23 protein-coding genes are annotated in these 24,554 nt (G+C 72.4%); 9 read left to right on the top strand and 14 right to left on the bottom strand.

The annotated features are described in order from the left end of the window. Positions 1–21: 21 nt before the first annotated feature. Genes KY498_RS08645 through KY498_RS08635 form a run of 3 tightly spaced genes read right to left on the bottom strand, consistent with a single transcriptional unit; the run spans position 22 to position 2,836 of the window. Positions 22–867 (bottom strand): HtaA domain-containing protein, encoded by an 846-nt coding sequence (locus tag KY498_RS08645; protein WP_223848838.1) that lies wholly within the window; start codon positions 865–867, stop codon positions 22–24. Beyond that, positions 864–1,520: a response regulator transcription factor gene (locus KY498_RS08640; protein WP_191007916.1), complete on the bottom strand. Its 657-nt coding sequence runs from the start codon at positions 1,518–1,520 to the stop codon at positions 864–866. The genes KY498_RS08645 and KY498_RS08640 overlap by 4 nt, the downstream gene beginning before the upstream one ends. Continuing rightward, on the bottom strand, positions 1,508–2,836 hold the full coding sequence (locus tag KY498_RS08635) for a sensor histidine kinase (protein ID WP_061781985.1): 1,329 nt from the start codon (positions 2,834–2,836) through the stop codon (positions 1,508–1,510). Before KY498_RS08635 ends, KY498_RS08640 begins: the two co-directional genes overlap by 13 nt. A 121-nt stretch (positions 2,837–2,957) precedes the next feature. Between KY498_RS08635 and KY498_RS08630 the strand changes: the two genes are divergently transcribed. Together KY498_RS08630 and KY498_RS08625 are read left to right on the top strand one after the other, a co-directional pair. Beyond that, complete coding sequence (locus tag KY498_RS08630; RefSeq protein WP_060959066.1) at positions 2,958–3,770, top strand: Cof-type HAD-IIB family hydrolase; 813 nt, start codon at positions 2,958–2,960, stop codon at positions 3,768–3,770. 29 nt (positions 3,771–3,799) lie between these two features. Continuing rightward, on the top strand, positions 3,800–4,630 hold the full coding sequence (locus KY498_RS08625; RefSeq protein WP_191007917.1) for an aldo/keto reductase: 831 nt from the start codon (positions 3,800–3,802) through the stop codon (positions 4,628–4,630). Positions 4,631–4,642: 12 nt separating this feature from the next. Here the strand turns inward: KY498_RS08625 and KY498_RS08620 are convergent, their stop codons facing one another. The 9 genes from KY498_RS08620 to KY498_RS08580 all read right to left on the bottom strand — a co-directional run bounded on the left by KY498_RS08620 (position 4,643) and on the right by KY498_RS08580 (position 12,249). After that, the gene (locus tag KY498_RS08620) at positions 4,643–5,335 is read right to left on the bottom strand and encodes a Pr6Pr family membrane protein (protein WP_191007918.1); all 693 of its coding nucleotides are present in this window, start codon (positions 5,333–5,335) and stop codon (positions 4,643–4,645) included. Between the two features lie 36 nt (positions 5,336–5,371). Beyond that, positions 5,372–6,187 (bottom strand): siderophore-interacting protein, encoded by an 816-nt coding sequence (locus KY498_RS08615; RefSeq protein ID WP_191007919.1) that lies wholly within the window; start codon positions 6,185–6,187, stop codon positions 5,372–5,374. Between the two features lie 9 nt (positions 6,188–6,196). Then, positions 6,197–6,964 (bottom strand): ABC transporter ATP-binding protein, encoded by a 768-nt coding sequence (locus tag KY498_RS08610; RefSeq protein ID WP_191007920.1) that lies wholly within the window; start codon positions 6,962–6,964, stop codon positions 6,197–6,199. Beyond that, entirely contained in the window at positions 6,961–8,013 is a 1,053-nt protein-coding gene (locus KY498_RS08605; protein ID WP_061781983.1) for an iron chelate uptake ABC transporter family permease subunit, read from the bottom strand. Before KY498_RS08605 ends, KY498_RS08610 begins: the two co-directional genes overlap by 4 nt. After that, on the bottom strand, positions 8,003–9,028 hold the full coding sequence (locus KY498_RS08600) for an ABC transporter permease (RefSeq protein WP_191007921.1): 1,026 nt from the start codon (positions 9,026–9,028) through the stop codon (positions 8,003–8,005). The genes KY498_RS08605 and KY498_RS08600 overlap by 11 nt, the downstream gene beginning before the upstream one ends. An 89-nt stretch (positions 9,029–9,117) precedes the next feature. Next, complete coding sequence (locus KY498_RS08595; protein ID WP_191007922.1) at positions 9,118–10,107, bottom strand: ABC transporter substrate-binding protein; 990 nt, start codon at positions 10,105–10,107, stop codon at positions 9,118–9,120. A 106-nt stretch (positions 10,108–10,213) separates the two neighbouring features. Then, complete coding sequence (locus tag KY498_RS08590) at positions 10,214–10,432, bottom strand: hypothetical protein (RefSeq protein ID WP_060959372.1); 219 nt, start codon at positions 10,430–10,432, stop codon at positions 10,214–10,216. A 31-nt stretch (positions 10,433–10,463) separates the two neighbouring features. Beyond that, the gene (locus tag KY498_RS08585; RefSeq protein ID WP_191007923.1) at positions 10,464–11,432 is read right to left on the bottom strand and encodes a DNA-3-methyladenine glycosylase; all 969 of its coding nucleotides are present in this window, start codon (positions 11,430–11,432) and stop codon (positions 10,464–10,466) included. 76 nt (positions 11,433–11,508) lie between these two features. Then, positions 11,509–12,249 carry a winged helix-turn-helix domain-containing protein gene (locus tag KY498_RS08580; RefSeq protein WP_191007924.1) on the bottom strand — a complete coding sequence of 247 codons (741 nt, stop codon included), beginning with the start codon at positions 12,247–12,249 and terminating at the stop codon, positions 11,509–11,511. 400 nt (positions 12,250–12,649) lie between these two features. Between KY498_RS08580 and KY498_RS08575 the strand changes: the two genes are divergently transcribed. The 3 genes from KY498_RS08575 (at position 12,650) to KY498_RS08565 (ending at position 13,962) form a co-directional block, all read left to right on the top strand. Then, complete coding sequence (locus KY498_RS08575; RefSeq protein ID WP_191007925.1) at positions 12,650–13,225, top strand: toxin; 576 nt, start codon at positions 12,650–12,652, stop codon at positions 13,223–13,225. A gap of 46 nt (positions 13,226–13,271) precedes the next feature. Continuing rightward, entirely contained in the window at positions 13,272–13,586 is a 315-nt protein-coding gene (locus KY498_RS08570; protein WP_060959375.1) for a GNAT family N-acetyltransferase, read from the top strand. Positions 13,587–13,692: 106 nt separating this feature from the next. Continuing rightward, entirely contained in the window at positions 13,693–13,962 is a 270-nt protein-coding gene (locus KY498_RS08565; RefSeq protein ID WP_060959376.1) for a hypothetical protein, read from the top strand. A gap of 13 nt (positions 13,963–13,975) precedes the next feature. Here KY498_RS08565 and KY498_RS08560 read toward each other — a convergent pair whose 3' ends face one another. After that, positions 13,976–14,821 carry an alpha/beta fold hydrolase gene (locus KY498_RS08560; RefSeq protein ID WP_191007926.1) on the bottom strand — a complete coding sequence of 282 codons (846 nt, stop codon included), beginning with the start codon at positions 14,819–14,821 and terminating at the stop codon, positions 13,976–13,978. Between the two features lie 74 nt (positions 14,822–14,895). After that, positions 14,896–17,856: an immunoglobulin-like domain-containing protein gene (locus tag KY498_RS08555; RefSeq protein ID WP_191007927.1), complete on the bottom strand. Its 2,961-nt coding sequence runs from the start codon at positions 17,854–17,856 to the stop codon at positions 14,896–14,898. Between the two features lie 365 nt (positions 17,857–18,221). On the opposite strand from KY498_RS08555, the gene KY498_RS08550 reads away from it, so the two are divergent. From KY498_RS08550 to KY498_RS08535, 4 genes are read left to right on the top strand one after another with little or no spacing between them, the layout of a single operon-like run. Continuing rightward, complete coding sequence (locus KY498_RS08550) at positions 18,222–18,860, top strand: hypothetical protein (RefSeq protein WP_191007928.1); 639 nt, start codon at positions 18,222–18,224, stop codon at positions 18,858–18,860. 42 nt (positions 18,861–18,902) lie between these two features. Continuing rightward, a complete protein-coding gene (locus KY498_RS08545) occupies positions 18,903–23,231 on the top strand; it encodes a family 43 glycosylhydrolase (protein WP_191007929.1) in 4,329 nt (1,442 codons plus the stop codon). Next, positions 23,228–24,304 (top strand): WxL protein peptidoglycan domain-containing protein, encoded by a 1,077-nt coding sequence (locus KY498_RS08540; RefSeq protein WP_223849507.1) that lies wholly within the window; start codon positions 23,228–23,230, stop codon positions 24,302–24,304. Before KY498_RS08545 ends, KY498_RS08540 begins: the two co-directional genes overlap by 4 nt. Further along, the gene (locus tag KY498_RS08535; protein WP_061781976.1) at positions 24,297–24,533 is read left to right on the top strand and encodes an LPXTG cell wall anchor domain-containing protein; all 237 of its coding nucleotides are present in this window, start codon (positions 24,297–24,299) and stop codon (positions 24,531–24,533) included. The genes KY498_RS08540 and KY498_RS08535 overlap by 8 nt, the downstream gene beginning before the upstream one ends. The last annotated feature ends 21 nt before the right edge of the window (positions 24,534–24,554 follow it).

Below are 24,554 nucleotides of genomic sequence, written 5' to 3'. Positions count from 1 at the left end.
GTCAGCTACGGCGGCGACGACTCACGAGCGCAGCGACGCGAAGCCGGCCGCGACGCTGATCGTGATGCGGTGCGGCGAGGCCGGATCGACGCGGAGCCGGTTCTCGACGTCGCCCGCCGACGCATCGGTGGACACCGCGTAGGTGTCGTCCGGCAGCACCAGCGCGAGGCGTCCCGCGCTCAGCTCCGCCGTCAGCGCACGCGGCGCGGACCCCGTGAGACTGCCCTCCACGGAGCCGGCGCTGAGGGTGAAGTCGGCCGTCTGAACGCGGTCGAGGTCGATCACCAGCCGCCCCGCGGACACGTCCGCCTCCAGCGCGGACGCCCGACCCGACACGGTCATCGACCCGGCGCTCACCGTGAGGTCGAGCTCGCCGTACGTGCCCTGGGCGCGCAGCGCGCCGGCGCTCAACGAGATGTCGGCGTCGAGCGCGCTGCGTTCGAGGGCGCGCGGGAGGGTCAGCACGGCCGTGTCGCTCTCGGCGAAGGGGCGGATGCCGCTCCACCACGCGCGCTGCGTCTCGACCACGAGGCTGCCGCCGTCCCGGCGCAGGCGCCAGTCGGAGGCCGCGCCGTCGACGTCGAGGGTGACCTCGTCGCCGCCGTAGACGATCGTGAAGTCGGCCGCGGCGACGTCGACGTCGAGCGAACGGATGCCGGCGGCATCCGCCGTCAGCGTGCCGCCGGCACCGCGCGTGGCGGAGCCGAGCGCACCGAGTGCGGCCGTGCCGAGCGCGCCGAGGATCAGCGCGCCGCCGAGGGCGATCGTCAGGATCGCGACGACTCGGGAGGCCGAGCGCGTGGTCGCGGGCGGCTGGGGCGGGGCCGGAGGGGACGGCGGGACGGGAGGCGGGGTGAGGGTGGTCATCGGGTGGTTCCGTTCTCCCAGTGGATGAGGGCGGCGAGCACGCGGCGGTTGCCGTGCTCGTCCTGCTCCAGATCGAGCTTCTGGAACAGGGAGGTGATGTGCTTCTCGACGCTCGCCTCGCTGACGAACAGCGTCTGGGCGATCGCCTGATTGCTCTTGCCTTCGGCGATGAGCGCCAGCACGGTGCGCTCACGGTCGGTGAGGCGTTCCATGCGCACGTCGCGACCGCGACGGGTCAGCAGCTGGGCGACGACCTCCGGGTCGAGCACGGTCGCCCCGGCGCCGATCCGCTCGACCGCGTCGAGGAAGTCCGAGACGTCGGCGACGCGGTCCTTCAGCAGGTAGCCGAGCGAGCCCGACTGCTCGGTGGTGAGCTCGCCGGCGTACCGCTCCTCGACGTACTGGCTGAGGACCAGCACCGCCAGGTCGGGGCGGGTGCGGCGCAGGTGCACCGCGGCGCGGATGCCCTCGTCGGTGAAGGTTGGGGGGAGGCGGACGTCGAGGATGCAGAGCTCGGGCGCGGTCGCCTCGACCGTGGCGACGAGGTCGCCGGCGTCGGGCAGGGCCGCGACGACCTCGTGTCCGGCGTCGTCGAGCAGTCGTACCAGCCCCTCGCGCAGCAGCGCGGAGTCCTCGCAGATCAGGATGCGCACGGGACGCTCACCTCCAGCGCCGTCGGGCCGCCGTGGGGACTGTCGAGCCGGCTCATGCCGCCGGCCGCGGCGATGCGATGGGCGATGCCGTCCAGCCCGCCGCCGGGGAGCACCTGGGCTCCGCCGACGCCGTTGTCCTCGACGCGCGCCCAGAGCATCGGCGCCGCGCCGTCGACGGCGTCGCGTAGACGCACCGTGACACGCACCTCGCTGCCGCGCGAGTGCTTGGCCGCGTTGGTGAGCGACTCGGCGATCGCGAAGTAGACGGCCGCCTCGGCGGTGCGGCTGCAGCGGCCGGCCGCGGGGGCGGGGAGGCGCACGTCGAGGCTCACCGGCACGTGCGAACGCGCGGCGAGGGCGCTCAGCGCGGCATCCAGCCCGCGGTCGTCCAGCACCGACGCATGGATGCCGCGGGCCAGCTGGCGCAGCTCGGTGATGGCGGCCTTGGTCGAGGTGTGCGCCTCGTCGATCAGGGCTTTCGCGGAGGCAGGGTCGGAGTCGATCTTCTGCTGGGCCAGGCCCAGCGTCATCCCGACGGACACGAGCCGGGGCTGCACGCCGTCGTGGAGGTCGCGCTCGATGCGGGTGCGCTCGACCTCGCCGGCGCGCACGGCGCTCTCGCGCTGGGTGCCGGCCGTGCGGGCCTGTTCGAGGAGCACGGCCTCGCGGCTGGGCACGAGGACGGCGCGGGTGAGCACGCCGTGCAGGAGGGCGGCGCCGACCAGGAGGGCGAGGCCGGCGAGGATGCCGACGACGCCGACCAACACGGCCCACTCGCTGCCGATGTGCACGTCGGTGCTCGGCACGCGCACGCTGTCGCCGCCGACCAGCGGGGTGAACAGCACGGCGACGCTGGAGGCGAGGGCGCCGACGATCGGCAGCACCACGAGACCGAGGATCGTGGAGATCGCCGCCGAGGCGATGCCGCGCCACATGGGTCCGTCGGTGAACTGACGCCACAGCGAACGCAGCCAGCCGCCGAACCCGGGACGGCCGCTGTGTCGGAGGGGGAGGGCGGGCAGGCCGAACGAGTAGAGCCCGTCGACGCGGGCGTACTCGAGCCAGGCGGTGGCCCACATCGCGTAGACGAAGGCGACGAGGAAGACCGCGCCGATGCCGAGGGCGGGCAGCAGGCCCAGCCCGAGGCTCAGCAGCAGGAGGAGGACGGTGAAGACGGCGGTGCCGGCGAGGCCCATCGCGGCGAGCTGCGCGATGGCGCCCAGGTGGGCGAGCAGGCCGATCCGACGCGTGGGCGTCGCCTCGGGCACGGTCGCCGGTGGCGCGGGACGGGCGCCGGCATGATCGGTGTGGGGCATGACTCCACGCTAGGGCGCGGCCGACCGCGGGCGCAGGGGAGCGGTCCCCCGGTTCCGTTTCGGGTTATCCCCCGGTTGCGGCGCGCGACGCGCGGCGGGGCCGGTGGGAGAGGATGGAGGCGTGACCTCCGCCGACATCCGTCTCATCGCCGTCGACATGGACGGCACGCTGCTGCTGCCCGACGGCTCGGTGCCGGAGGGCCTGTGGCCCCTGCTCGAGCGCCTCCGCGATCGGGGCATCGCCTTCGCTCCCGCGAGCGGACGGCAGCTCGCGACGCTGCAGCGTACGTTCGCCGGTGTCGACGCAGAGCTCGACTACATCGCCGAGAACGGCGCGTACGTCGTCCGCGGCGACGTCGAGGTCAGCTCCGACGCCGTCGACCCGTCGGTCGCGGCCGAGGTCGTGGTGCGCGTGCGGTCGCTGGTCGCCTCCGGAGCCCTGCGGGCCGGGCTGGTGCTGTGCGGAAAGCGCTCGGCCTACGTCGAGGACACGGACGAGGCGTTCCTCGCCGAGGTGGACAAGTACTACGCGCGGCTGGAGGTCGTTCCCGACCTGCTCGCGGTCGACGATCAGATCCTCAAGCTGGCGATCTTCGACGTCGACGGCGGGGAACGGCACACGGCGCCCGCCTTCGCCGACCTCGCCGCGACCCATCAGGTGGTCGTCTCCGGTCAGCACTGGGTCGACATCATGAACCCGACCGTCAACAAGGGCGTCGCGCTGCGCGCGCTGCAGGACGCGTTGGGCGTGACGTCGGCGCAGACGGCCGCCTTCGGCGACTACCTGAACGATCTCGAGCTGCTGCGGGCCGCCGACTGGTCGTATGCGATGGCGGACGCGCATCCCGAGGTCGCCGCCGTCGCGCGCTTCCGCGCGCCGTCGAACGCGCAGGCCGGCGTGCTGACCGTGATCGCGCGGCTGCTCGGCGACTGACGGTCCGCCGCGGGGCGTAGCGTGGGGTCATGGTCACGATCCCCACGGTCTCCCTGAACGACGGCACCGCCTTCCCGGAGCTCGGCTTCGGCACTTACACGCTGCGCGGCGACGACGGCGTCGCGGCGATCGAGGCGGCGATCGGAGCCGGCTACCGCCTGCTCGACTCGGCCGTGAACTACCAGAACGAGGTCGAGGTGGGCGAGGCGGTGCGCCGCACCGGCATCCGCGACGAGCTCATCGTCACGACGAAGGTGCCGGGCCGCGAGCACGGCTACGAGGAGACCGTCCGCAGCGCGCACGGGTCGCTCGAGCGTCTCGGTCTCGACCGCATCGACCTCTACCTCATCCACTGGCCGAACCCCAGCGTCGATCGCTACGTCGAGACCTTCCGCGCGATGATCGACCTCCGCCGCGACGGGAAGGTCGGCTCGATCGGTGTGTCGAACTTCACCGCGGCGATGCTCACGCGGCTCATCGACGAGACGGGCGTGACGCCGGCCGTGAACCAGGTGGAGATGCACCCCTACTTCCCCCAGGACGCCCTCCGCGCCTTCCACGCCGCCCACGGCATCCGCACGGAGAGCTGGAGCCCCCTGGCGCGGCGCAGCGAGCTGCTGAGCGAGCAGGTCGTCGCCGACGTCGCGGCCGCGCACGGCGTGAGCCCGACCCAGGCCGTGCTGCGCTGGCACACGCAGCTCGGGTCGACGCCGATCCCCAAGTCCGCGACTCCGGCGCGGCAGGTGGAGAACGCCGATGTGTTCGACTTCACCCTCACGGATGCCGAGATCCGCGCGATCAGCGGGCTCGAACGCGGCCGCCTGTGGGACGGCGACCCCGAGACCCACGAGGAGATGTAGGCGCGTCGTCGCTCAGCGGGCGGGCTCCGTCTCCGCGGCGGGCCCGACGCGCGCGAGCAGCCGGTCCAGCCCGAGGAAGAGATAGCCGACGGCGACGAGCGCGACCGTCAGGCCGACGATCCACACCGCGACGCCGCCCACGCCGTGCGTGGACACGTCCATGAACGGGTAGGGCACCGTCGTGCCGCCCGCGAAGCGGCCGCCGAGGGCGCTGTAGCCGAACGCGAACACGAGGTAGGCGTAGGGGATGAGGGCCCACAGCAGGGGGTCGTAGCCGCGCAGTCGCCCCTTGGGGACGAACAGGAGCCAGTCGACGATGACGAGGACGGGCGTGATGATGTGCACGAGGTTGTCGGTCAGGGTGAACGGCTGATAGGCGCCCGGCTGGGTGAACAGCGACGGGGCGAGCACGAAGAGGTAGATCAGCATCGTGACGGTGATCGCCTCCATGACCGCCGCCGCCCAGCGCGCGGAGGGCGTCGAGGCTCCGGTCCAGCCCTCGCGCTGCGCGTCGCGCAGCGTCACGACGGCCGACAGGATCATCCAGGCCAGGCACAGCACGTTGCTGAGCACCGTGTAGTACAGGAACGACGTCCAGGTCGGCGACGCGGTCCACAGTCCCGACACCCGCGCGATGCCGACGACGATGACGAGCGCCGCGACGGCGCGATACCCGAAGGCGAGGAGGCGGGAGCGCACGATCATGCGCCCATGTTAGGGGGCGGGGCGGCGGTCGACGGCTCAGTGGGGTGCGTGGTACTCGCTCTCGCCGCGCTTCCAGTAGCCCTTCACGACGATGCGGTCTGCGGGCAGGCCCCAGCGCTCGACGAGCAGCGCCCGCCCGGGGCGGACGATCCCCTGCTCGGCGGCGACGAAGCCGAAGACGTCGCCGGCCGGCCGGTCGGCGGCCCCGAGCGCGTCGAGCCGGTGCGCGAGCGCGACGCCGGCGGCCGTGCCGCCGCGATGCACCTGCTCGACGATCACCCCGGGCGGCGCCGAGATCGGCAGCTCGTGCGCCTCGTCGGACGTCTCGACGAGGATGCGCCCGACGGCGTCGGCGTCCATGAGGTGCGCGAAGCGGCGCATCGCGGGCACCGCCGTCTCGTCGCCGGCGAGGAGCCAGCCGTCGGGCCGGCCGGTGAGCACCATCGAACCGCGGGGGCCGCCCACGCCGATCGCGGCGCCCGGTTCCGCGTCGCGCGCCCACGCGGCGGCCACGCCGTTGTCGCCGCCGTCAGCACCGTTGTCAGCACCGTTTTCCGCACCGTGCAGCGCGAACTCGATGTCGAGCCATCCCTCCTCGGCATCCCACGCGAGGGGGGTGTACTCGCGGCTCGGCGCCGCCCGCAGCTCCTCGAGGGACGCCGGCGGCGCGTCGGGGAAGAAGAGGCGGAGGTGGTCGTCGGCGCCCGGGGAGTCGAATCCGCGCAGGTCCGCGCCGGAGACGCGCACGCGCACGTAGGCGGGGGTCAGCCACTGACGCGCGGTCAACTGCGCGCGGCGGAACCGCAGCTCCAGGGGGCGACGCTCGAGGCGGAAGGCGGGGGTGGCGGACATGCGGGCTCCTCAGTGGACGGGCGGACGGTGGTAGACGGCGAATCGTCCCGTCGGGCCGTCGAGGACGGTGACGGGGGTGCGGAAGACGCGGCTGAGGACATCGTCCCGGATGATCTCGTCGGGGGTGCCGTGCACCACGATCGCGCCGTCGTCCATCGCGACGATGCGATCGCTGTAGGCGGCGGCGAAGTTGATGTCGTGCAGGACGATCACGATGGTCGTCCCGAGGGCGTCGGCGGCGTGTCGCAACTGCATCATCATCCGCACCGAGTGCTCGGCGTCGAGGTTGTTGAGCGGTTCGTCCAGCAGCACGTAGCGCGTGTCCTGCGCGAGCACCATGGCGACGTACGCGCGCTGGCGCTGGCCCCCGGAGAGCTGATCGAGGAACCGCAGCTCGAGCGGGGCGAGATCGAGGAGGTCGATCGCCTCGGAGATCTTCTCCTCGTCGCCGGCGGTCAGCCGGCCGCCGCTGTGCGGGAACCTTCCGAATCCGACGAGCTGGCGCACGGTCAGCCGCGTGACGAAGTGGTTCTCCTGCCGCAGGATCGACACGATGCGCGCGACCTCTCTCGACGCCGTGCGGTGCACGTCGACGCCGCCGATCGTGATCGTCCCCGTGTCGGGCGTCGAGAGGCGGCCCATCATCGTGAGCAGCGTGGACTTGCCCGCGCCGTTGGGCCCGACGAGGGAGATGATCCCGCCCGCGGGCAGTTCGAGCGAGACGGGGCCGATGCGGGTGGCTCCGTAGTCCTTCACGACACCGTCCAGACGGATCACAGGCGCCCCTTCCGGAAGACGACGAGCAGGAACAGGATGCCGCCGATGAGCTCGACGACGATGGTCACGCTGTCCACGAGCGAGAAGACGTGGCGCAGCAGGAAGTAGGCGCCGGTCAGGATGACGTAGCCGACCAGCCACGCGGTCGGCAGCACCCGGCGGTGCTCGTGGGTGTCGGCGACGGCGTAGGCCAGCGTCGCCGAGAGGAAGCCGAGGAACGTCATGGGCCCGACCAGCGACGTGCTCATCGCCATCAGCACCGCCACCAGGGTGAGCATGAGCATCACCTGGCGCCGGTGGCGGATGCCGAGACCCGTGCTGATGTCGCCGCCGAGCGCGAGCACGTCGAGCCGCCGGGACAGCAGGAGCACCGCCCCTCCGGCGACGGCGCAGATCGGGACCACGAGCCACAGCAGCCCCGTGTCCGCGTTGCCGATGCTGCCGAACAGGCGTGCGCGCAGCACGTCGAAGGTGCTGGGATCGAGCAGCTGCTGCAGGAAGGTCGACAGCGAGCTCATGGCCGTGCCGAGGACGATGCCCACGAGCAGCATGACGTGCAGGTTGCCGAAGCGTCCCGACAGCAGCCACGAGTACAGCAGCACGGCGAACAGCACCATCGCCGCCGACTGCAGCACGAAGCGCCAGGTCGGGGACAGGCCCGACACCGACGTGGTCCCGAACACGAAGACGACGGCGGTCTGGATGAGCACGTACATCGACTCGAACCCCATGATCGAGGGGGTGAGGATGCGGTTGTTCGTCACCGTCTGGAACGCGACGGTGGCGTGGGCCTGGCAGAACGTCACGAGGGCGATCACGACGACGGTCGTGGTCCGCATCGACGTCACCCGCCACCAACGATCGCTGAACGGCTCGAACCGGTTGTCCCACGTCAGCAGCAGCACCGTGAGCGCGAGGGCGACGGCGACGAGGGCGGCGGTCCGCAGGTGCGCGCGCGAGCGCCGCGCGGCGCTCGCGTAGGCGCCGACGGCGCGGGGCGCGGCGGGGGCGGATGCGGTGGCACGGCCGGTGGCGCGGTCAGCGAGCATCGGTCCTCCGGGTGCGCAGCAGCATCCCGATGAACACCACCGGCCCGATCACACCGAGCACGAGCGAGACGGGCATCTCGAAGGGCATGATGACGATGCGACCGATGATGTCGCACACCGTCACCACCCAGATTCCCGCGAGGAACACCCACGGCAGGTTCTCGCGGAGGTCGTCGCCGCGGATCATCGAGACCAGGTTCGGCACGATGAGGCCGAGGAAGGGGAGCATCCCGATCACGACGGTGACGACGCCGGTCGTGATGGCGACGAGCCCGACGCCGATGAGCACCACGCGCTCGTAGTGCAGCCCGACGTTCGTGGCCACCTCCTTGCCGAGCCCGGCGACGGTGAAGCGGTCGGCCGTGAACGCGACGACCGCGGCGACGGCGACGACGATCCACAGCAGCTCGTAGCGACCGGCCTCGACGCCGGTGAAGCGGCCCAGGAACCATCCGCCGAGCATCTGCAGCAGCCCCGCGCGGATGGCGATGAACGCCGTGACGGCGCTGATCACGGCGCCGAACATGATGCCGACGATGGGGACGATGAGGGAGGACTTCAGCGACACTCGCCGCAGGAACGCGAAGAAGACGAGGGTGCCCACGAACGCGCACGCGATCGCGGCGAGCATCTTCGCCACGACTCCCGCCGACGGCGCCAGCACCGCGGCGAGCAGGAGTCCGAGGCCGGCCCACTCCGTCGTGCCGACGGTTGTCGGCTCGACGAAGCGGTTCTGGGTCATGAGCTGCATGACGAGTCCCGCCATCGCCATGCTGGCCCCGGCCAGCATGAGCGACGCGGTGCGCGGGACGCGGGTGATCCACAGGAAGTCGGCGCCGGCGGGGTCGGTGATGTCGGCGACGCCGACGAAGAGGGAGACGCCCAGCAGCACGGCCGTGGCGGCGACGCCCGCCTCGAGGGTCACGGCGCGGCGGCGCCGGCTCCGCGCGGGTGCTCGCCGGGTGGCGAGCGCGTCGACGTTCGTCACGCGACGCAGAGCGGTGGGATCGGGCATGGGAGGCGGCTCCGAGCGGTGGCCGCCGCCACGGCCTCCCGGCCCGCCGTGCGGGATGCCGGGGGTCGCGGCGGCGACCGGTGGGGGCGTCAGCGGCTCTCGAAGAGCGTCGTGAGGCCGTTGAGGACCGTGATGTAGGCGAAGACGTCCTCGGTCAGGTAGTAGTCGGACGGGAGGACGTAGATCGCGCGATCCTTCACCGCGGCGACGTTCGCCAGCGCGGTCGAGCCCGTGATGAGATCGAGCGCCGGGGTGACCTCCTCGTCGCCGACGGCGGCGTCGCGGTCCAGCACGAGGAACACGTCGGCGTCGGCGGCGGCCAGCGCCTCGAGCGAGAGGGTGTCGCCCTTGTCGGTCTGCGTGCCCGCGGCATCCAGCGCGGGCGTCAGCCCGAGCAGGCTGAAGAAGATGCTCGCGCCGCGCCCGTCCGTCGGGTTGGAGTAGTTGATCTCGCCGCCCGTCGTGATCAGGCCCATCACCGTCGTGGCCGGGTCGTAGGCGGCCGTGGCGGCGGCGACGGCGTCGTGGAACTGCGCGATCAGGGCGGCGGCCTCGTTCTTGCGGTCGAAGATCTCGCCCATGAGCGTGACGCTCTTCACGAGGTACTCGTCGGCCGACATCCCGGCGGGGGTGTCGGTGTCGACGATCGCCGCGTCGGGGGCCGCGTCGCGGACGCCCTTCGCGGTCTCCTCGCCTCCGAAGCGGTAGCCCGTGATGACGAGGTCGGGGTCGGCCGCGACGATCTGCTCGTAGTCCGGCTCGCCGTGCGTGCCGATGTTGAGGATGTCCTCGTCGTCCTTCAGCGGGTTGTTCGGGCTCATGAGATCGCGCGGCGCGACCGTGATCGGCAGATCCCAGTCGGCGGCGAGCTGGAAGAGGCGGTTGTCGGTGATCGCGACGCTGTTCGCGCTCTCGATCGTGACCTCGTTGCCGCCGAGGTCGGTGACCGTCACGGGGTAGTAGTCGGCGGCGGCCGCGGCGGACGACGCGGGCGCGGTGGAGGTGCCGGCGCAGGCGGACAGGACGAGCAGGGATGCCAGGGCCAGCGGCACGGCGGCCGCGAAACGGCGCAGGGTCATAGGGAACTCCTCGGTTGCGGTGTGACGCGACCGTCGTCGCGAGATAGGTTAGGCATACCTAATCTCTACTATGCCGGATGGGCGTCGACACCGCCAAAGGAGGGGGTCAGAGCTGCGCGCCGTCGTCCCAGGGATCGTCGAGCCGCGGGGTGCGACCGCGCCATGACTCGTAGGCGAGGAGCCAGCCGATGGAGACGATGATGGCCAGCAGCAGTCCCAGCCAGACGTTCTGCAGGATCAGCCCGAACACCACGCCGGCCGCCAGCAGAACGAGCGTGCCGACCAGCCATCCGATGCGACCGCGCGGCCAGCCTCTGTGCGTCATGCCGTCAGCCTAGGAGATCGCCGTCACCGCGTCACCGCGCGCGATGGTCCTCCGGCGCGAGGCGCGGACCCCGCCGCGGCTCGAACCGGCCGCTGAGCCCGAGCAGGCGGATGACCCGCTGCCGGTGCCCGCGCCAGGGCTCGAGCAGCTCCAGCATCCCGTCGTCGTCGACGCGGCGTCCCGTCAACGCGTAACCGACCTGGTGGGCGAGGTGATAGTCGCCGACGCTGACGGCATCCGCGTCGCCGAAGGCGCGGATGCGCGCCTCCGCGCTCGTCCACGGACCGATCCCGCGCAGAGCGGTGAGGGGTGCATCGGCGGATGCCGCATCCGTCGCGACCCGCTCGATCGACGCGCGCCGGGCGGCGGCCTCGACGATCGTCCGCGACTGCGCCGGCTCGAGCCCCGCGCGATGCCAGGTCCAGCTGGGGATGCGATGCCAGTCGGCGGGCGGGGCGAACATCGGCAGTGGCGTGGGACCGGGCGCGCGCTCGCCGCACCAGGTCAGGATCATCCGCCAGGCGCCGAAGGCCTGCAGGCCCGTGACCTTCTGCTCGAAGATCGCGCTGACGAGCGCGTCGAAGACGAGATCGGTGCGGCCGAGGCGCAGGTCGTCGTGCCGGCGGTGGGTCTCGGCGACGACCGGATGGTGGTGCGCCTCGAAGCCGGCGGGGTCGTCATCGGCGCCGCACAGTGCCGGCACCTGCGCGAGCGCCCACGCGGCTCCCGGTCCCCACGCGGCGGCACGCACGCGGGTGCGTTCGATGCGCAGCGCGAGCGTCGCGACGCCCTCGGGCGTGCGGGTCGCGCGCCAGATGACCCCCTCGTGCTCCCGCTGCGACGGATCGTGCGCGCCGCGTTGCTGGTGCCGGATCGCTCGCGCCGCATCGATCGGTAGGCGCGGACGGTACTCGGTCTCGACGGGGCGCGGCGAGGCGGGTCGCGGGTCACGGGTGCGCGCCGGTGCCGTGCGCGCCGGCATCCTCTCCCGCGTCGTCATGCGCACACCCTACGTCACCACCTCCGACACCGGGTCCGACAGCGCGGACGGTCGGGCGCGCGGGACGCGCCGTGGCTCAGAAGCGGTCGGGCGAGGGGGTGCCGTGGCCGTAGCGGATGACGACGTCGGCGTGGCGGTCGAAGCGGTAGCCGATGCCGCGGACGGTTCGCACGATGTCCTCGTAGCGGCCGAGCTTGGAGCGCAGCCGTCGCACGTGCACGTCGATGGTGCGCTCGCCGGGGGCCTCCTCGGCGTCGGCGTGGCTCCACAGCGACGAGACGAGCTCGGCCCGCTCGATCGTGCGCCCTTCGCGCAGCACGAGGTACTGTAGCAGCTCGAACTCCTTGAACGTCAGCTGCGCCGCCTCGCCCTCGATGTGCACGCGCCGACGCGAGATGTCGATCGTGACGCCGCCGGGGACGTGGTCGTCCTCCGGCTCCTCCTGCTTGGTGCGCGCGACGGCGCTGGGCTCGTGCAGGGCGAGGCGGACGACGTCGACGTCACGGCCGCCCGCGCCGGCCGGGGCCAGGGCGACGGTCGCGTACGTCTCGGCGTGCGGGGTGAGCTCGCCGAGCGTGCGCCGCAGGGCCTCGACGAGCGTGGACAGCGACACGCCGGCGGCGGCGGCCTTCGCCTCGTCGATGCCGACGTACAGCGCGAACCCGCGCGGAGCGGTGCCGACGGGAACGCTGCCGGTCGCCGGTGCGGCCGTCGCCGGAGCGGCGGGAGCGGGAGCGGCAGGGCGGGCGGCGACGTCGGGGACGGCGCGGAGGTGACGGACGGGGGCGGGCGAGGCGAGGAGAGCGGAGTTCGACACGGGAGATGTCCTTCGGAGGCGGAACCCGGGCGGAGGGCCGAGAAGCGGGTTCGAGTGTGTGTTGCGAGGGGCCCGGAGGAAGATGTCGCATCGGATCCGATGCGAGGGCCTGTGCGAGACAGCCGGCATCCGCGTTGTGCGCGGTGCGGTGCTCGGGGGGTGGCGCCGGCTGAGAGTGTGGGTCAGCGTCGGCGGGCGCACCCGGCGGGGTTCACCGTCAGTGGCACATTCGGCAACACATGGCAACGCGCGGCATCATGATGCCGGCATGTCCGTTCGCCTCCAGGGCGGACAGAGTGCGTGCGTTGTCAGTCATGCGCCTGATTATGACGAACGGTGTCCGGATGTGTCAAACCGCACGGATGCCGCCGCCGCAAGATGACGGAATATGACAGAGTGCATGATCGTGCACGCGTCCCCTCCCCATCGCATCCGTGTCGTCGGCACCTCGGGGTCGGGCAAGTCCCGGCTCGCGGAGGTCGTGGCCGCGCGGATGGGGGTCGCCCGACTCGAGCTCGATGCGGTTTTCTGGGACGAGGGGTGGACGTACCGCGACCTCGACGAGGCCCAGGCCCGCGTGCGGGCGTTCCTCGCGGCGCACCCGGAGGGGTGGGTCGCGGACGGCAACTGGAACTCGCGCCTGGGCGACCTGATGGAGCCCGGCACCCCGGGCGGCGCCGACGCCGTGGTCTGGGTGGACCACTCGCGGCCGGTCGTGATGGCGCGGGTGATCCGGCGCACGCTGCGCCGCGGCATCCTTCGCGAAGAGCTCTGGCACGGCAACCGCGAGCGGCCGCGGACCTGGCTGAAGTGGGCGCCGGAGGACAACATCATCCGCTGGGCGTGGACCACCCATCCCACCATGATCCGGCGGATGGAGGCGCGCATCGCGGCGGGCGATCCCGTCGTCCGGCTGCGCGGGCAGCGCGAGGTCGATGCGTGGGTGCGCTCGCTGCCGGAGGCTCCGCGGCGATAGCGGCGCACCCGGCCCCCGTCACGGCGACGCGGCGTAGCGTAGAGGCATGACCGGAGAGACACGCGACGACCTGTCCTTCACGAACGAGGCGGAGCAGTCGCGGTACGTCCTGCGCGACGGCGAGCAGATCGTGAGCGTGCTCGACTACCGCGACGACGGCCGCACGGTCGCGATGACGCGGGCGTACACCGTCCCGACCTTCCGCGGCCACGGCTACGCCGGCGAGGTCGTCGCCCGCGCCGTCGCCGAGGTCGCCGCCCGCGGCGATCGCGCGATCAGCCCGGTCTGCTGGTACGTCTCCGACTGGTTCGACGCCCACCCCGAGCACCGGTCCCTGCTCGCCGAGCGCCGCGCCGGCTGAGGGCCTACTGCGGGCCCGACCGCGCCGTCAAGGCCCTGGCCCGCCGGCCGCGCGGGCGGCACAGTGATCTCAGCCACGACGTGGGCTCGGCGAGGAGGAGGACACCATGGTCGACGACCGTGACGGACGGCCCGAGGGTGCGAGCGGCCCGCAGGGCGCCACGCAGGACGAGCCCGCGCTCGCGATGCACGACGCGACGGAGGGGGAGCGGCTCGACGGGCTGGTCGCGCAACTGCGCGCCGACGTGCTCGGCGAGAACGTCGCGACGGTGGAGAAGGCGGTCCGCGGACGCATCGCGGAGACCGGGCTCACCGTGGACGAGGACGTCGTCGCGCGTCTGATCGCGGAGCTGTCGGCCGCCGACACCGCCGGCTGAACCGTCGCGGGGCTCAGTCCTGCGACAGCCAGCGTCGCAGCTCGGATGCCGCCGGCTCGGCCGTGCGGATGAGCGTCTCGTGGCGATGTCCCTCGATCACGAACGGGCGCGCATCGGGGATCGCGGCGACGACCTCGTCGAACCACGGTGCCGGCACGACGACGTCGAACTCCCCGCGCACGACGAGGGTGGGCGCGGCGATCCGGGGGAACGCGTGCTCCGGGCGGTGTGCGAGCATCGCCCGCATCTTGCGTCGCAGGTGCGGCCCGGCCCGCACGTACTCGCGCGCACCGAGGAGCAGCACCTTGGGGCTCTCGCCCCAGAGATCCCGCCCGAGGCGCCACAGCTGGCGCAGGGCTCGGCGGTGGTGGCGGTCGACGGTCGGCGCGACGAGGACGAGCCTGCCCACGGTCTCCGGGTGACGGACGGCGACCTCGGTGGCCACCTGCGTCCCCATGGAGTGGCCCAGCAGGACCACCGGACCGCGGTCGAGGTGTCGCAGGTAGGCCGCGACGAGATCCGCCATGCGTTCCATCGTGGGCGTGCGCGGCGGCTCGGGGGCGTCGCCGTAGCCCGGCAGGTCGACGGCCACGACGAGCGCATGGTCCTGCAGGTGCAGCACGAGGTCGCCGAACACCTTCCGTCCCATCCCGATCCCGTGGATCAGCACGACCGTCAGCTCGGCCTGCGGGTCGCCGCGGCGCTCCGCGATCAGGCTCGCCCCGGCATCGGCGAACACCTCGATGCGGCCGTCGTCGGTGGGCACCCCGGTGATCTCGTCGATCGCGCGGTCCACGGCATCCACGACCGCGTCGACGGCGTCGGCCGGTGTTTCGGGGGCGGCATCGTCCAGAGGCATGCCTCGAGCGTATGACGACGGGGGCCCGTTCCCGACAGAACGGACCCCCGTCGTCGACCGACGATGCGGCGGCGTCAGCCGCAGCTGCGGGCGGCGTAGGCCACGGTGAGCGGAGACACGGCCCCGCCCTGCGTCACCGTCGCCGACAGCTGACCGGCCGGCATCGTCGTCAGACGCGTCGTGAACGCGTACGAGGACGTCGCGCCCGCGGCCAGCGTGATGTTGCGGGACCCGTACGGGGTCACGACTGTGACCGTCGCGTCGCCGCCGCGCTCGTTCGCGGTCGTGACGACGAGCGTCGCCTTGCCCAGGACGCAGCGGGCCGTGGTGGTCACCGCGACGTGGGCCGCGGCCGTCACCGTGACGGTGGCCTCCACCGGCATGCGGGAGTCGTCCTGCGCGACGCCGCGCACCGTGAAGGTGCCCGGCTGGGCGTACGACGACGGGGCGACCGCGTCCCACACGACGTCGACGGTGCGCTGGGCGCCGCTGAGCGTGGTCAGCGTGGCCTGCGGCAGCGTCGGGGCGGTGCCCGCCGTGGTGGACAGGTCCATCGCCGCGACCGAGGCGACCGCGATGGCGGGGGCGTACGCCTCCAGCACCTTCTGGTACTCGGCGCGGGTGATCGGCAGGACGGTGCCGTGACGGGGCTTGCCGCCGTCGGCGTTCTGCGGCAGACCCTGCCGCAGCTTCGCGCCGAGCGGCTGCCAGGTGCCCCCGTCGAGGTCGGTCGTGCCGAACGGGACGTAGTGGTTCGGTCCGCCGTGGTAGTTCGGCTGGTCGATGAACAGATACCAGTCCAGCCCGTTCACGTCGCCCTCGTTGGCGGGGAAGACGTTCGGCCCCTCGCCGCTGGAGTACACGCCGCCCGGCTCGCCGTTGGACAGGCCCGTGGCGACGCGCTCCTGGACGAGCGTCCACTGGTCCGCGGCTCCCGAGGTGCCCGGCAGCGAGCCCGTGACGGTCGCCAGCAGGTTCGTCGACTTCTCCTCGCGGATCGTCATGCTCGCCTCGTCCTTGGTGAAGCGGTAGTAGACGTCGCCGACCTTGGCCACGGTGGAGTCGATCGTGCCGAGACCCGTGCCGCGACGCACGTCGATCCAGGGTTTCGCCTCCGAGAAGGTGACGAAGTCGTCGGTCGTGGCGTACATCATGCGGTTGTAGGTGACGGCGGTGCGGTCGGCGGCGTTCGCGGTCGGGTAGAGGTTCGAGGCCCAATAGACCACGAAGGTGTCGAGCTCCTCGTCCCAGTAGGCCTCGGGCGCCCAGGTGTTGCCGGCGAAGTCGCTCGAGACCTTCACGTGGCGCTGCGCCGACCAGGTGACGAGGTCGGTCGACTCCCACACCTCGATGTAGCGCGAGCCGGAGATCTGCGCCGTCGTGAAGCCGCCGGCCAGCCCGTCGATCTTGAGGTCGGTGGCGATCATGTAGAACTTGTCGCCGCCGGGCGCCCGCAGGATGAACGGGTCGCGCAGGCCCTGCGTGCCCACCGTCGAGGAGAACACGGGCTGCCCGCCGTTGAGCGTGTTCCAGCTCAGCGCGTCGTTGCCCTTGGATGCCGCGATGCTGACCCGCTCCGCGCCCTGACCCTCGCCGGTGAAGAACGTCCAGAAATAGGCCTCGGTCGTGGCCGAGCCGCCCGGCATCGGCTGCACGCGGGCCGTGAAGGTGCGGCTGGCCGTGGCGTCGCCGCTGCGGGCGACGGCCGTGAGCTCGACGGTGGTCGCGGCGGATCCCGCGGCCGGTCGGGCGACCACGACGGTGCGCGCGTCGGCGCGCACGCCGTCGCGGAGCGAGGCCGAGGCGGCGCCGGAGCTGACGGTCCAGGTGATCGTCGAGCCCTGCGCGCCGAGCGTCGGCACCGAGAAGTTGGTGCGCACGTCGTCGAGGCCGCTCACCTGCACGGCCGCGATGTCCTGCGACACCCGCTGCTGGTCGGTCAGCTCCTGCGGCACGGTCACGGAGTAGGTCTGCGTGCGCGTCGTCGTGCCCACCGTGAAGGTCGCGGTGAGGGTCACGTGCGCGTCGCCCGCGCCCCCCGCGGGCCGGCGCACGGTCGCGGATCCCCCGGAGACGGAGATCGCCGCGGCATCCGACTGCCACGCGACGGCGACGCCGGCGCTCGTCGTCGGGAGGGTGAAGTCGGCCGTCGCCGTGGTGGGGACGGTGACCCCCGCGACGGCGCGGTCGAGGGCCTGGCCCGCGTAGAGGCTCTGGACGTCGGCATCCGACATCGCCTGGGAGTACACGGCGAAGTCGTCGACCAGACCGCTCCAGTTGGTGTCGTTGTACGTCGAGCGGCCGAGGCTCGCCGTCAGCGTGGCGCCGAACGAGGCGACGTCGCGCGCGATGGCGTTCTGGGTGATGCGCGACCCGTTGACGTACACGCGCAGCTGTCCGCTCGTGCCGTCGATCACGGTGGTGTACAGGCTCAGCCCCGCCGGCGTGCGGGCGCCTGCGGTCGCGGCGCCGGTCGCGCCCGCGCCGACCTCCGTGCTCCACGGCGACCCGGCGTTGGTCGCGTTGGTGATGACGGACTTGACGTAGCCGGAGGGGTTGCTGGGGTTGAGCAGCCAGTAGCCGGAGGAGTACGACGCGCCCGAGGCGACCGGTGCCCCGATGAAGGCGGCGGCCGTGTTCGCCGCGCCGGTGCGGGGGGAGAGCCACGTCGAGATGGTGAGGTCCTTCTTGCCGACGAGCGCGGCGGTGGGGATCTCGAGGTAGGCCGCCGTCGCGCGGGCGCCGCCGGGCAGCGACAGCGCGCCGTCGGCGACCGTGGCGCCGGTGAGGCGGATCGTGGCGTCGTTCCCGTTGCCGCTCGCGTCGGCGACGGTCGTGCCGGCGGCCGCGTCGAACGAGTAGTGGATGATCGGCTGCGCCGCGGCATCCGCCTGGGCGGCCGTGGGAACCGTCGCTCCGGCGACCGCGAGGGCGACGGCGGTCAGGACGGCGCCGGCGCGGATCGGCGGCAGGGCGGCGGCGGGACGGTTCGGGACTCCGGGGAGGCGGAATCGGGCTCTCGGGCGCGTCGTCATGCGCGGGTACCTCGCTGTTCTCGGTCGCGGCGACGAGCCGGTGGTCCGATCCCGCGACGGCTGCGTCGCGGGGGCGGGAGGGCGCCATCGCTCAGGGGGGTCGACCGCCGATGGACGGTCGTGGGTGTTAGCGGAAACAATCCGACGCGGCTCACGGTAGGGCGGCGGCCGCGGGCGTGTCAAGGCACCGGACCGCGGGAAGGCGGGGGCGTGGTCGGGGCCGTCGGTCGCGCCGCGACGGCGTTATCAAAGCGTTACTGTTTCCGCTAACCGTTATCGCTAACATTTCTCGGAGTCGAGGCCCACCGTCGGGCCGACAGCATCCGGCGCGGCGCAGAGGCCGCTCTGAGAACGGGAGTCAAGCAATGAAGAAGAACGTCGTGCTCGCGCGCACCGCCGCCGGTGTCGTCGGAGGGCTGCTGCTGATCGGTGGCGCCGGAGCCGCCTTCGCCGCCGAGGACAACGCGGTGGGCAACCAGGAGGTCGGCGTCGACGTGCAGATCGACGCGGTCGGCGCCCTCACGCTGAGCGTCGCATCGGGCTCGACCTCGCTGACCGAGGTTCCGTCGGGCGACGCCGGCATCCGCCAGTTCAACGGCGCCCTGCCCGACGTCACGGTCACCGACGACCGTCAGAGCGTGCCGGAGGGCGTGTTCTGGTACGTCACGGGCCAGTCCAGCGCACTGACGGACGGCACGAACAGCATCGACGCCGGTCACCTCGGCTGGGCGCCGAAGCTGATCACCGACACCGGTGACGGCGAAGTGGGCGAGGGTGCTCAGGTGAACACGGTCCTCGACGCCCCCACGCCCAACGTGCCGGCCGACAACGTCGGACTCGTCGGCAACGAGCTGCTCGCGCTGAGCCTCGACTCGCAGAGCGCCGCGAGCGTCGGCAGCTGGAAGGCCGGCGCCGACCTCTTCCTGAAGGTCCCGAGCACGGTCACCCCCGGCGCCTACGCGGGCACGATCACCCTCACGCTCTGGGAAGACCAGGTGGACTGACACCCCTCACCCGCTCCACCCCGTTCACCCCCAGGAGACGCAATGACGCGCACGACGCCCCGAATCAGGATCCTGGCCGCCGCCACCACCCTCGCGATGTCCGTCGCGGGCGTGGTGGGCCTGGCGGCCCCGGCGACCGCGGCGACCGGACTGGTCGCCCACTACCCGCTGGACGACACCTCCGGGACCGTCGCGCGCGACGCCTCCGGCAATGCGCGCGACGGCCGCTACGTGGGCGGTCCGACCCTGACCGGGGGCGAGGGCGTGCGACTGGACGGCGTCGACGATCACGTCGCGCTGCCGGCGAACCTCCTGGCCGGTCTCACGTCCATCACGATCAGTGCGGACGTGCTGATCCGCGGTGAGCAGGGCACGCCCTACTTCATCTACGGGTTCGGGAACACGGATGCCGGCGGGGTGGGCAACGGCTACCTCTTCTCCAGCGGCAACGGCTACCGCGCGAGCATCGCCAGCGGCAACTGGAGCACCGAGCAGACGGTCTCCAGCGGCCAGAACCTGCCCCGCGACGTCTGGAAGACGATCGCCTACACCCTGGACGACGCCACCGACACCGCACGTCTCTACCTCGACGGCGTGCAGGTGGCCCAGCAGTCCGGTGTGACCCTCACCCCGGCATCCATCGGCGGCGGCCTCACGGCCGCGAACGTCCTCGGCAAGTCCGTGTACACCGCCGACCGCACCCTCGCCGGGAGCCTCCGCGACGTCCGCATCTACGACCACGCCCTCACCTCGACGGAGGCGGCCGCCCTCGCGCCCTCCGACGACGTGCGGGTCGCCCGTGACCGTGCCGCGCTCGCCCTCGGCGACCTCGGCGCGGTGACGTCGGACCTCACCCTGCCGACGACGGGGCCCAACGGCTCGCAGGTGGCCTGGGCGTCCAGCGACCCCGCCGTGATCACCCCCGCCGGCGCGGTCACCCGCCCCGCCGCGGGCAGCGCTCCCGCCGCCGTCACCCTGACCGCGACGATCACGCGCGGGGCGGCATCCGCCACCCGCGCCTTCGCGGCGACCGTCTCGCCGGCGGCCGATGCGACGGCGCGCGCCCAGCAGGACCTCGACGCCCTCTCGATCCCCGACGCGCAGGACATCCGCGGCAACATCACCCTGCCCGCGGCGGGCGCGGTCAACGGCAGCACGATCGCCTGGTCGGCGTCGCCGGCCGGCATCATCACGACCACCGCGCAGGCCGCCGCCGCCGCCGGCGTCGTCACGCGCGGCGCGACGAGCCGCCAGGTCACCCTCACGGCCACCGTGCCCGGCACGAGCGCGGTCCGCTCGATCGACGTCACCGTCACCGCGGCTCCGCAGAACCTCGACACCGACTACTCCGCGGGCTACCTGTGGACCCACTTCGCCACGAGCGGGGGCTACGAGAAGATCTTCTTCGGGCACTCCACCGACGGTCTGCACTGGTCGAAGCTCAACGACGACAAGCCCATCCTCGCCAACCTCGCCGGAGACCTCGGCGTGCGCGACCCCCACCTCGTGCGATCGCCGGAGGGGGACAAGTACTGGATCATCGGCACCGACCTCCACGCCGAGGGCGGCGGGGCCGGCGGCTCCGGATGGGACCAGCTGAACGCGAGCAAGAACCTCGTCGTCTGGGAGTCGACCGACCTCGTGACCTGGAGCGACCAGCGCATCGTGTTCGCGGGCTTCGACGACGCCGGATGCGTCTGGGCGCCCGAGGCCACCTACAACGAGGCGACCGGCGAGTACTACGTGTACTGGGCGGCGCGCGACCGCACGGACAACGGCACGTCCGACTGGGCGCTGCGGATGTACCTGACCAAGACGCGTGACTTCGTGACCTTCACCGAGCCGGTGATCTGGACCTCCCTCAACGACAAGGGCGACGGGCAGTCCGGTCCGAACATCATCGACTCGACGATCGCGAAGGAGGGCGACACCTACTACCGCTTCTCCACGTCCGACTGGATGACCGTCGTCGACACCGCCACGAGCCTCGACGGCCCCTGGACCCGCGTCATCGAGCGCGGGGATGCCGCCGCGCACGGTCTGCGCGCCTCGATGGAGGGCCTCACGGTCTACCCGCTGCCCCAGGGCGGCTGGGCGGTCATGGGCGACCAGAACGGGTACTACGCGCAGACGACCCCGTCGCTGGCGAGCCTGTCGTTCACGCAGCTGAGCGCCGGCACCGGCGCGGACCAGTACTCGTTCGACAAGCCGTTCCGGCACGGATCGGTGCTGCGTCTGTCCGCCGCCGAGGAGGCGCGCCTCCTCGCCGCGTACGGCGACGACGCGACGACGCCGGAACAGCCGCAGCAGGGCCCCATCGCGCAGTACTCCTTCACGGGGGGCTCACTGGCGGACGAGGTCGGCGACGCCGACCTGACCGCGCACGGCACGGCGACCGTCGTCGACGACCCCGACCGGGGCGCCGTGCTGCGTCTGACGGGTGCCAGCGGAGGCTACGCCTCCTTCCCGACCGGCTTCTTCGACGGGCGCGACACGATGACCGTGTCCCTCGACGTGAAGTCGGAGAAATCCAGCGGCAACTTCTTCACGTTCGCGTTCGGAACGGACTCGACGCGGTACGCCTTCCTGCGCCTGCGCGGCGGCGACGTGCGCACGGCCATCACGCAGAACTCGTGGACCGCGGAGTCGGCCGTGACCGGGAGCGTGAGCGCCGGGCAGTGGCATCGACTGGACCTCGTCTTCGACAAGAGCACGATGCGGGTGTACGCCGACGGCGCGCTGCTCGGGGAGAACGCGGCCCTGGGCGCCACGGTGTCGCAGCTCGGCAGCGATCTGGTCGGCTACCTCGGCAGATCGCTCTACAGCGCGGACGGCTACTTCCAGGGCGCCTACGACAATGTGCGGGTCTACAACCGCGCGCTGTCGCAGACCGAGATCCTCGCCAACGCGGGCATCGAGGACCGGCTGCTGGACGTCTCGCTCGCCCAGCCGGAGGCCCTGAAGCTGGCGCCGATCGTCGACGCCGCGGCGCACCGCGTCATCCTGCCGGTGGTCAAGGGCACCGATCTCACCCACCTCGCGCCGACGTTCACGACCGTGTCCACCGCCACGGTGTCGCCCGCCAGCGGCACGACGGTCGACCTGTCGTCGCCGGTCACCTACACGGTGACCACCGGAACGGGCGCGACGACGGCCTGGACGATCGAGGCGGGCGTCGTCGCGAGCCCGGTGCTGCCCGGCCTCTACGCCGACCCGAACATCGCGGTCTTCGGCGACACGTACTACATCTACGCGACCAGCGACGGCGTGCCGGGCTGGGGCGGGAACACGTTCTACGTCTGGAGCTCGAAGAACCTCGTCGACTGGGAGCGCTCGGCGCAGCCGATCCTCACCCTCGACGGCGTCAACGGCACCGTGCCGTGGGCGACGGGGAACGCGTGGGCGCCGACGATCATCGAGCGCGCGGGCAAGTACTACTTCTACTTCTCCGGGCACAACCCCACGTACGACCGCAAGACCATCGGGGTCGCCGTCGCCGACAGCCCGACCGGGCCGTTCGTGGCGAAGACTACCGCGATGATCCTCAACAACGAGGCGATCACGTCGGGTCAGGCGATCGACCCGGCCGCCTTCCACGACCCGGTCACCGGCAAGTACTACCTCGGCTGGGGCAACGGGAGCCCGGTTCTCGCGGAGCTCTCCGACGACATGGTGTCGATCAAGCCCGGCACGTACCAGCGCATCAACGGGCTGACCGACTTCCGTGAGGGCGTCTTCTTCAACTACCGGCAGGGGCTGTACCACCTGACCTACTCGATCGACGACACCGGCTCGGAGAACTACCGGGTGGGCTACGCGACCGCGACCAGCATGAACGGCCCGTGGACCTACCGGGGCGTGATCCTGCAGAAGGACCTGTCCCTCGGCATCAAGGGCACCGGGCACAGCTCCATCATCAACGTCCCGGGAACCGACGACTGGTACATCGCGTATCACCGGTTCGCGATGCCGTCGGGTGACGGCACGCACCGCGAGACGACGATCGATCGGGTGGAGTTCGGTCCCGACGGCCTGATGAAGACGATCACCCCGACGCTGGAGAGCGTCGCGCCGCAGACCGTCGCGGTCGGACCGCGCATCTCGGTGTCGGCCACGACGCGCTGCGTCGCCGGTAAGGTCTACGTCACCGTGCAGACCAAGAATCTCGAGAGCGCCGCGATCTCCGCGGACGTGACCACCGCGTTCGGCAGCAAGGCCTACTCCTCGATCGCCGCCGGGGCGACCGTCACGTGGGCCATCTCGACGCGCGCCGCCGCGACCACCGCGGGCACCGTGTCGGTGACCGCGCGCAGCGGGTCGGACGTCGCGGCGCCGCAGACCGCGGCCTACGCCGCACAGGCGTGCGGGTGAGTACGCGGACGGGGTCCCGTGCCGCGGCGGCGCTCGCCGCCGCGGCACTCGGGCTCGCCGCGCTCGTGGGCGGCATCCTGCTGCCGACTCCGGCGCACGCGGACGACGCGGCGCCGGACGTGCGGTGGTCGGTCGTGCCGGCGGACGCCTCCGGTCCCGACGGCCGTCGCACCGTCGACGTGCGTCTCGACCCCGGCCAGAGCGTCGAGGACCACTTCGCCGTGCGCAACGTCGGGGATGCCGAGGTCACCTTCCGCCTGACCGCGGCGGACGGGTTCACGACCCCCGCCGGGCGCTTCGACATCCTCGCCGACGGCACGGCCTCGGTGGATGCCGGGACCTGGATCTCCGTCCCGGAGAGCGTGACGGTCGCCGCCGGTGCGACCGTCGTCGTCCCGTTCACGATCGCCGTGCCCGCCACCGCCGAACCGGGCGACCACGCGGCGGGCATCACGGCGAGCGTCCTGTCGGTGCGGCGCGCCGACGGCGGGGCGAGCGTCGGGGTGGAGAGCCGTGTCGGCTTCCGGGTCCTCACGCGGGTGACGGGCGAGATCGCTCCGGCCGCCGCGCTGGACGCGACCGCCGCCTCGTACGACATCGACTGGAACCCGCTGCGGCCGGGGACGGCGGTCGTGACCTTCGACGTCGCCAACGCCGGCAACACCCGGCTGGTGGCGGCCGGCACGGTCTCGGTGGGCGATCGCACCGTGTCGTTCCCCGCCGAGGGGGAGTCGGCGACGGAGCTGCTGCCGGGTGACCGGCGGACGATGCGGGTGGTGGTGGACGGCGTGTGGCCGCTGGTCTACGTCCCGGCCACCGTCTCGCTCGTGCCCCGCGCCGTGACCATCGCGGGCGACACCCCCGCCGTGGCGCCGACGTCGGCGGAGGCGTCGCTGTGGGCGCTGCCGGCCCCCCAGGCGATCGTCCTCCTCGGCATCGCCCTCCTCGTCTTCGCCCTGTTCTGGGGGCGCACACGATCGCGCCGCCGGATCGATCAGCTCGTCGCCCAGGCGCACGAGGAAGGCCGTCGCGCGGCGGCCGCGGACCTGAACCAGGAGGCCCCCCGTGGCTGATGACATCCCCCTCGACCCGGTCGCGGATCCGAACGGCCTGGGCGTGAACGTCAACGTCGTGATCGCCCCGCTGCCCGCCCCCGGCACACCCCTTCCCGCGACCGGCGGCACCCCGCCGATCGAGCTCGGCCTCGTCGGCGTGGCCGTCGTGCTCGCCGGCGCGGCGCTGATGCTGCGCTCCCGGCGCCGGCGCGGCGCGTCGGGCGGTGGCGCTCCGGATGGAGTGTGAAACGATGAGGCATCCGCTCCC

It is taken from the genome of Microbacterium sp. PAMC21962 (genome assembly GCF_019443465.1).
In the GTDB taxonomy this organism is placed as follows: Bacteria; Actinomycetota; Actinomycetes; order Actinomycetales; family Microbacteriaceae; genus Microbacterium; species Microbacterium hominis.
The sequence above is the reverse complement of the archived record's forward strand: the minus strand, read 5'-3'. Positions and strand labels throughout refer to the sequence as shown.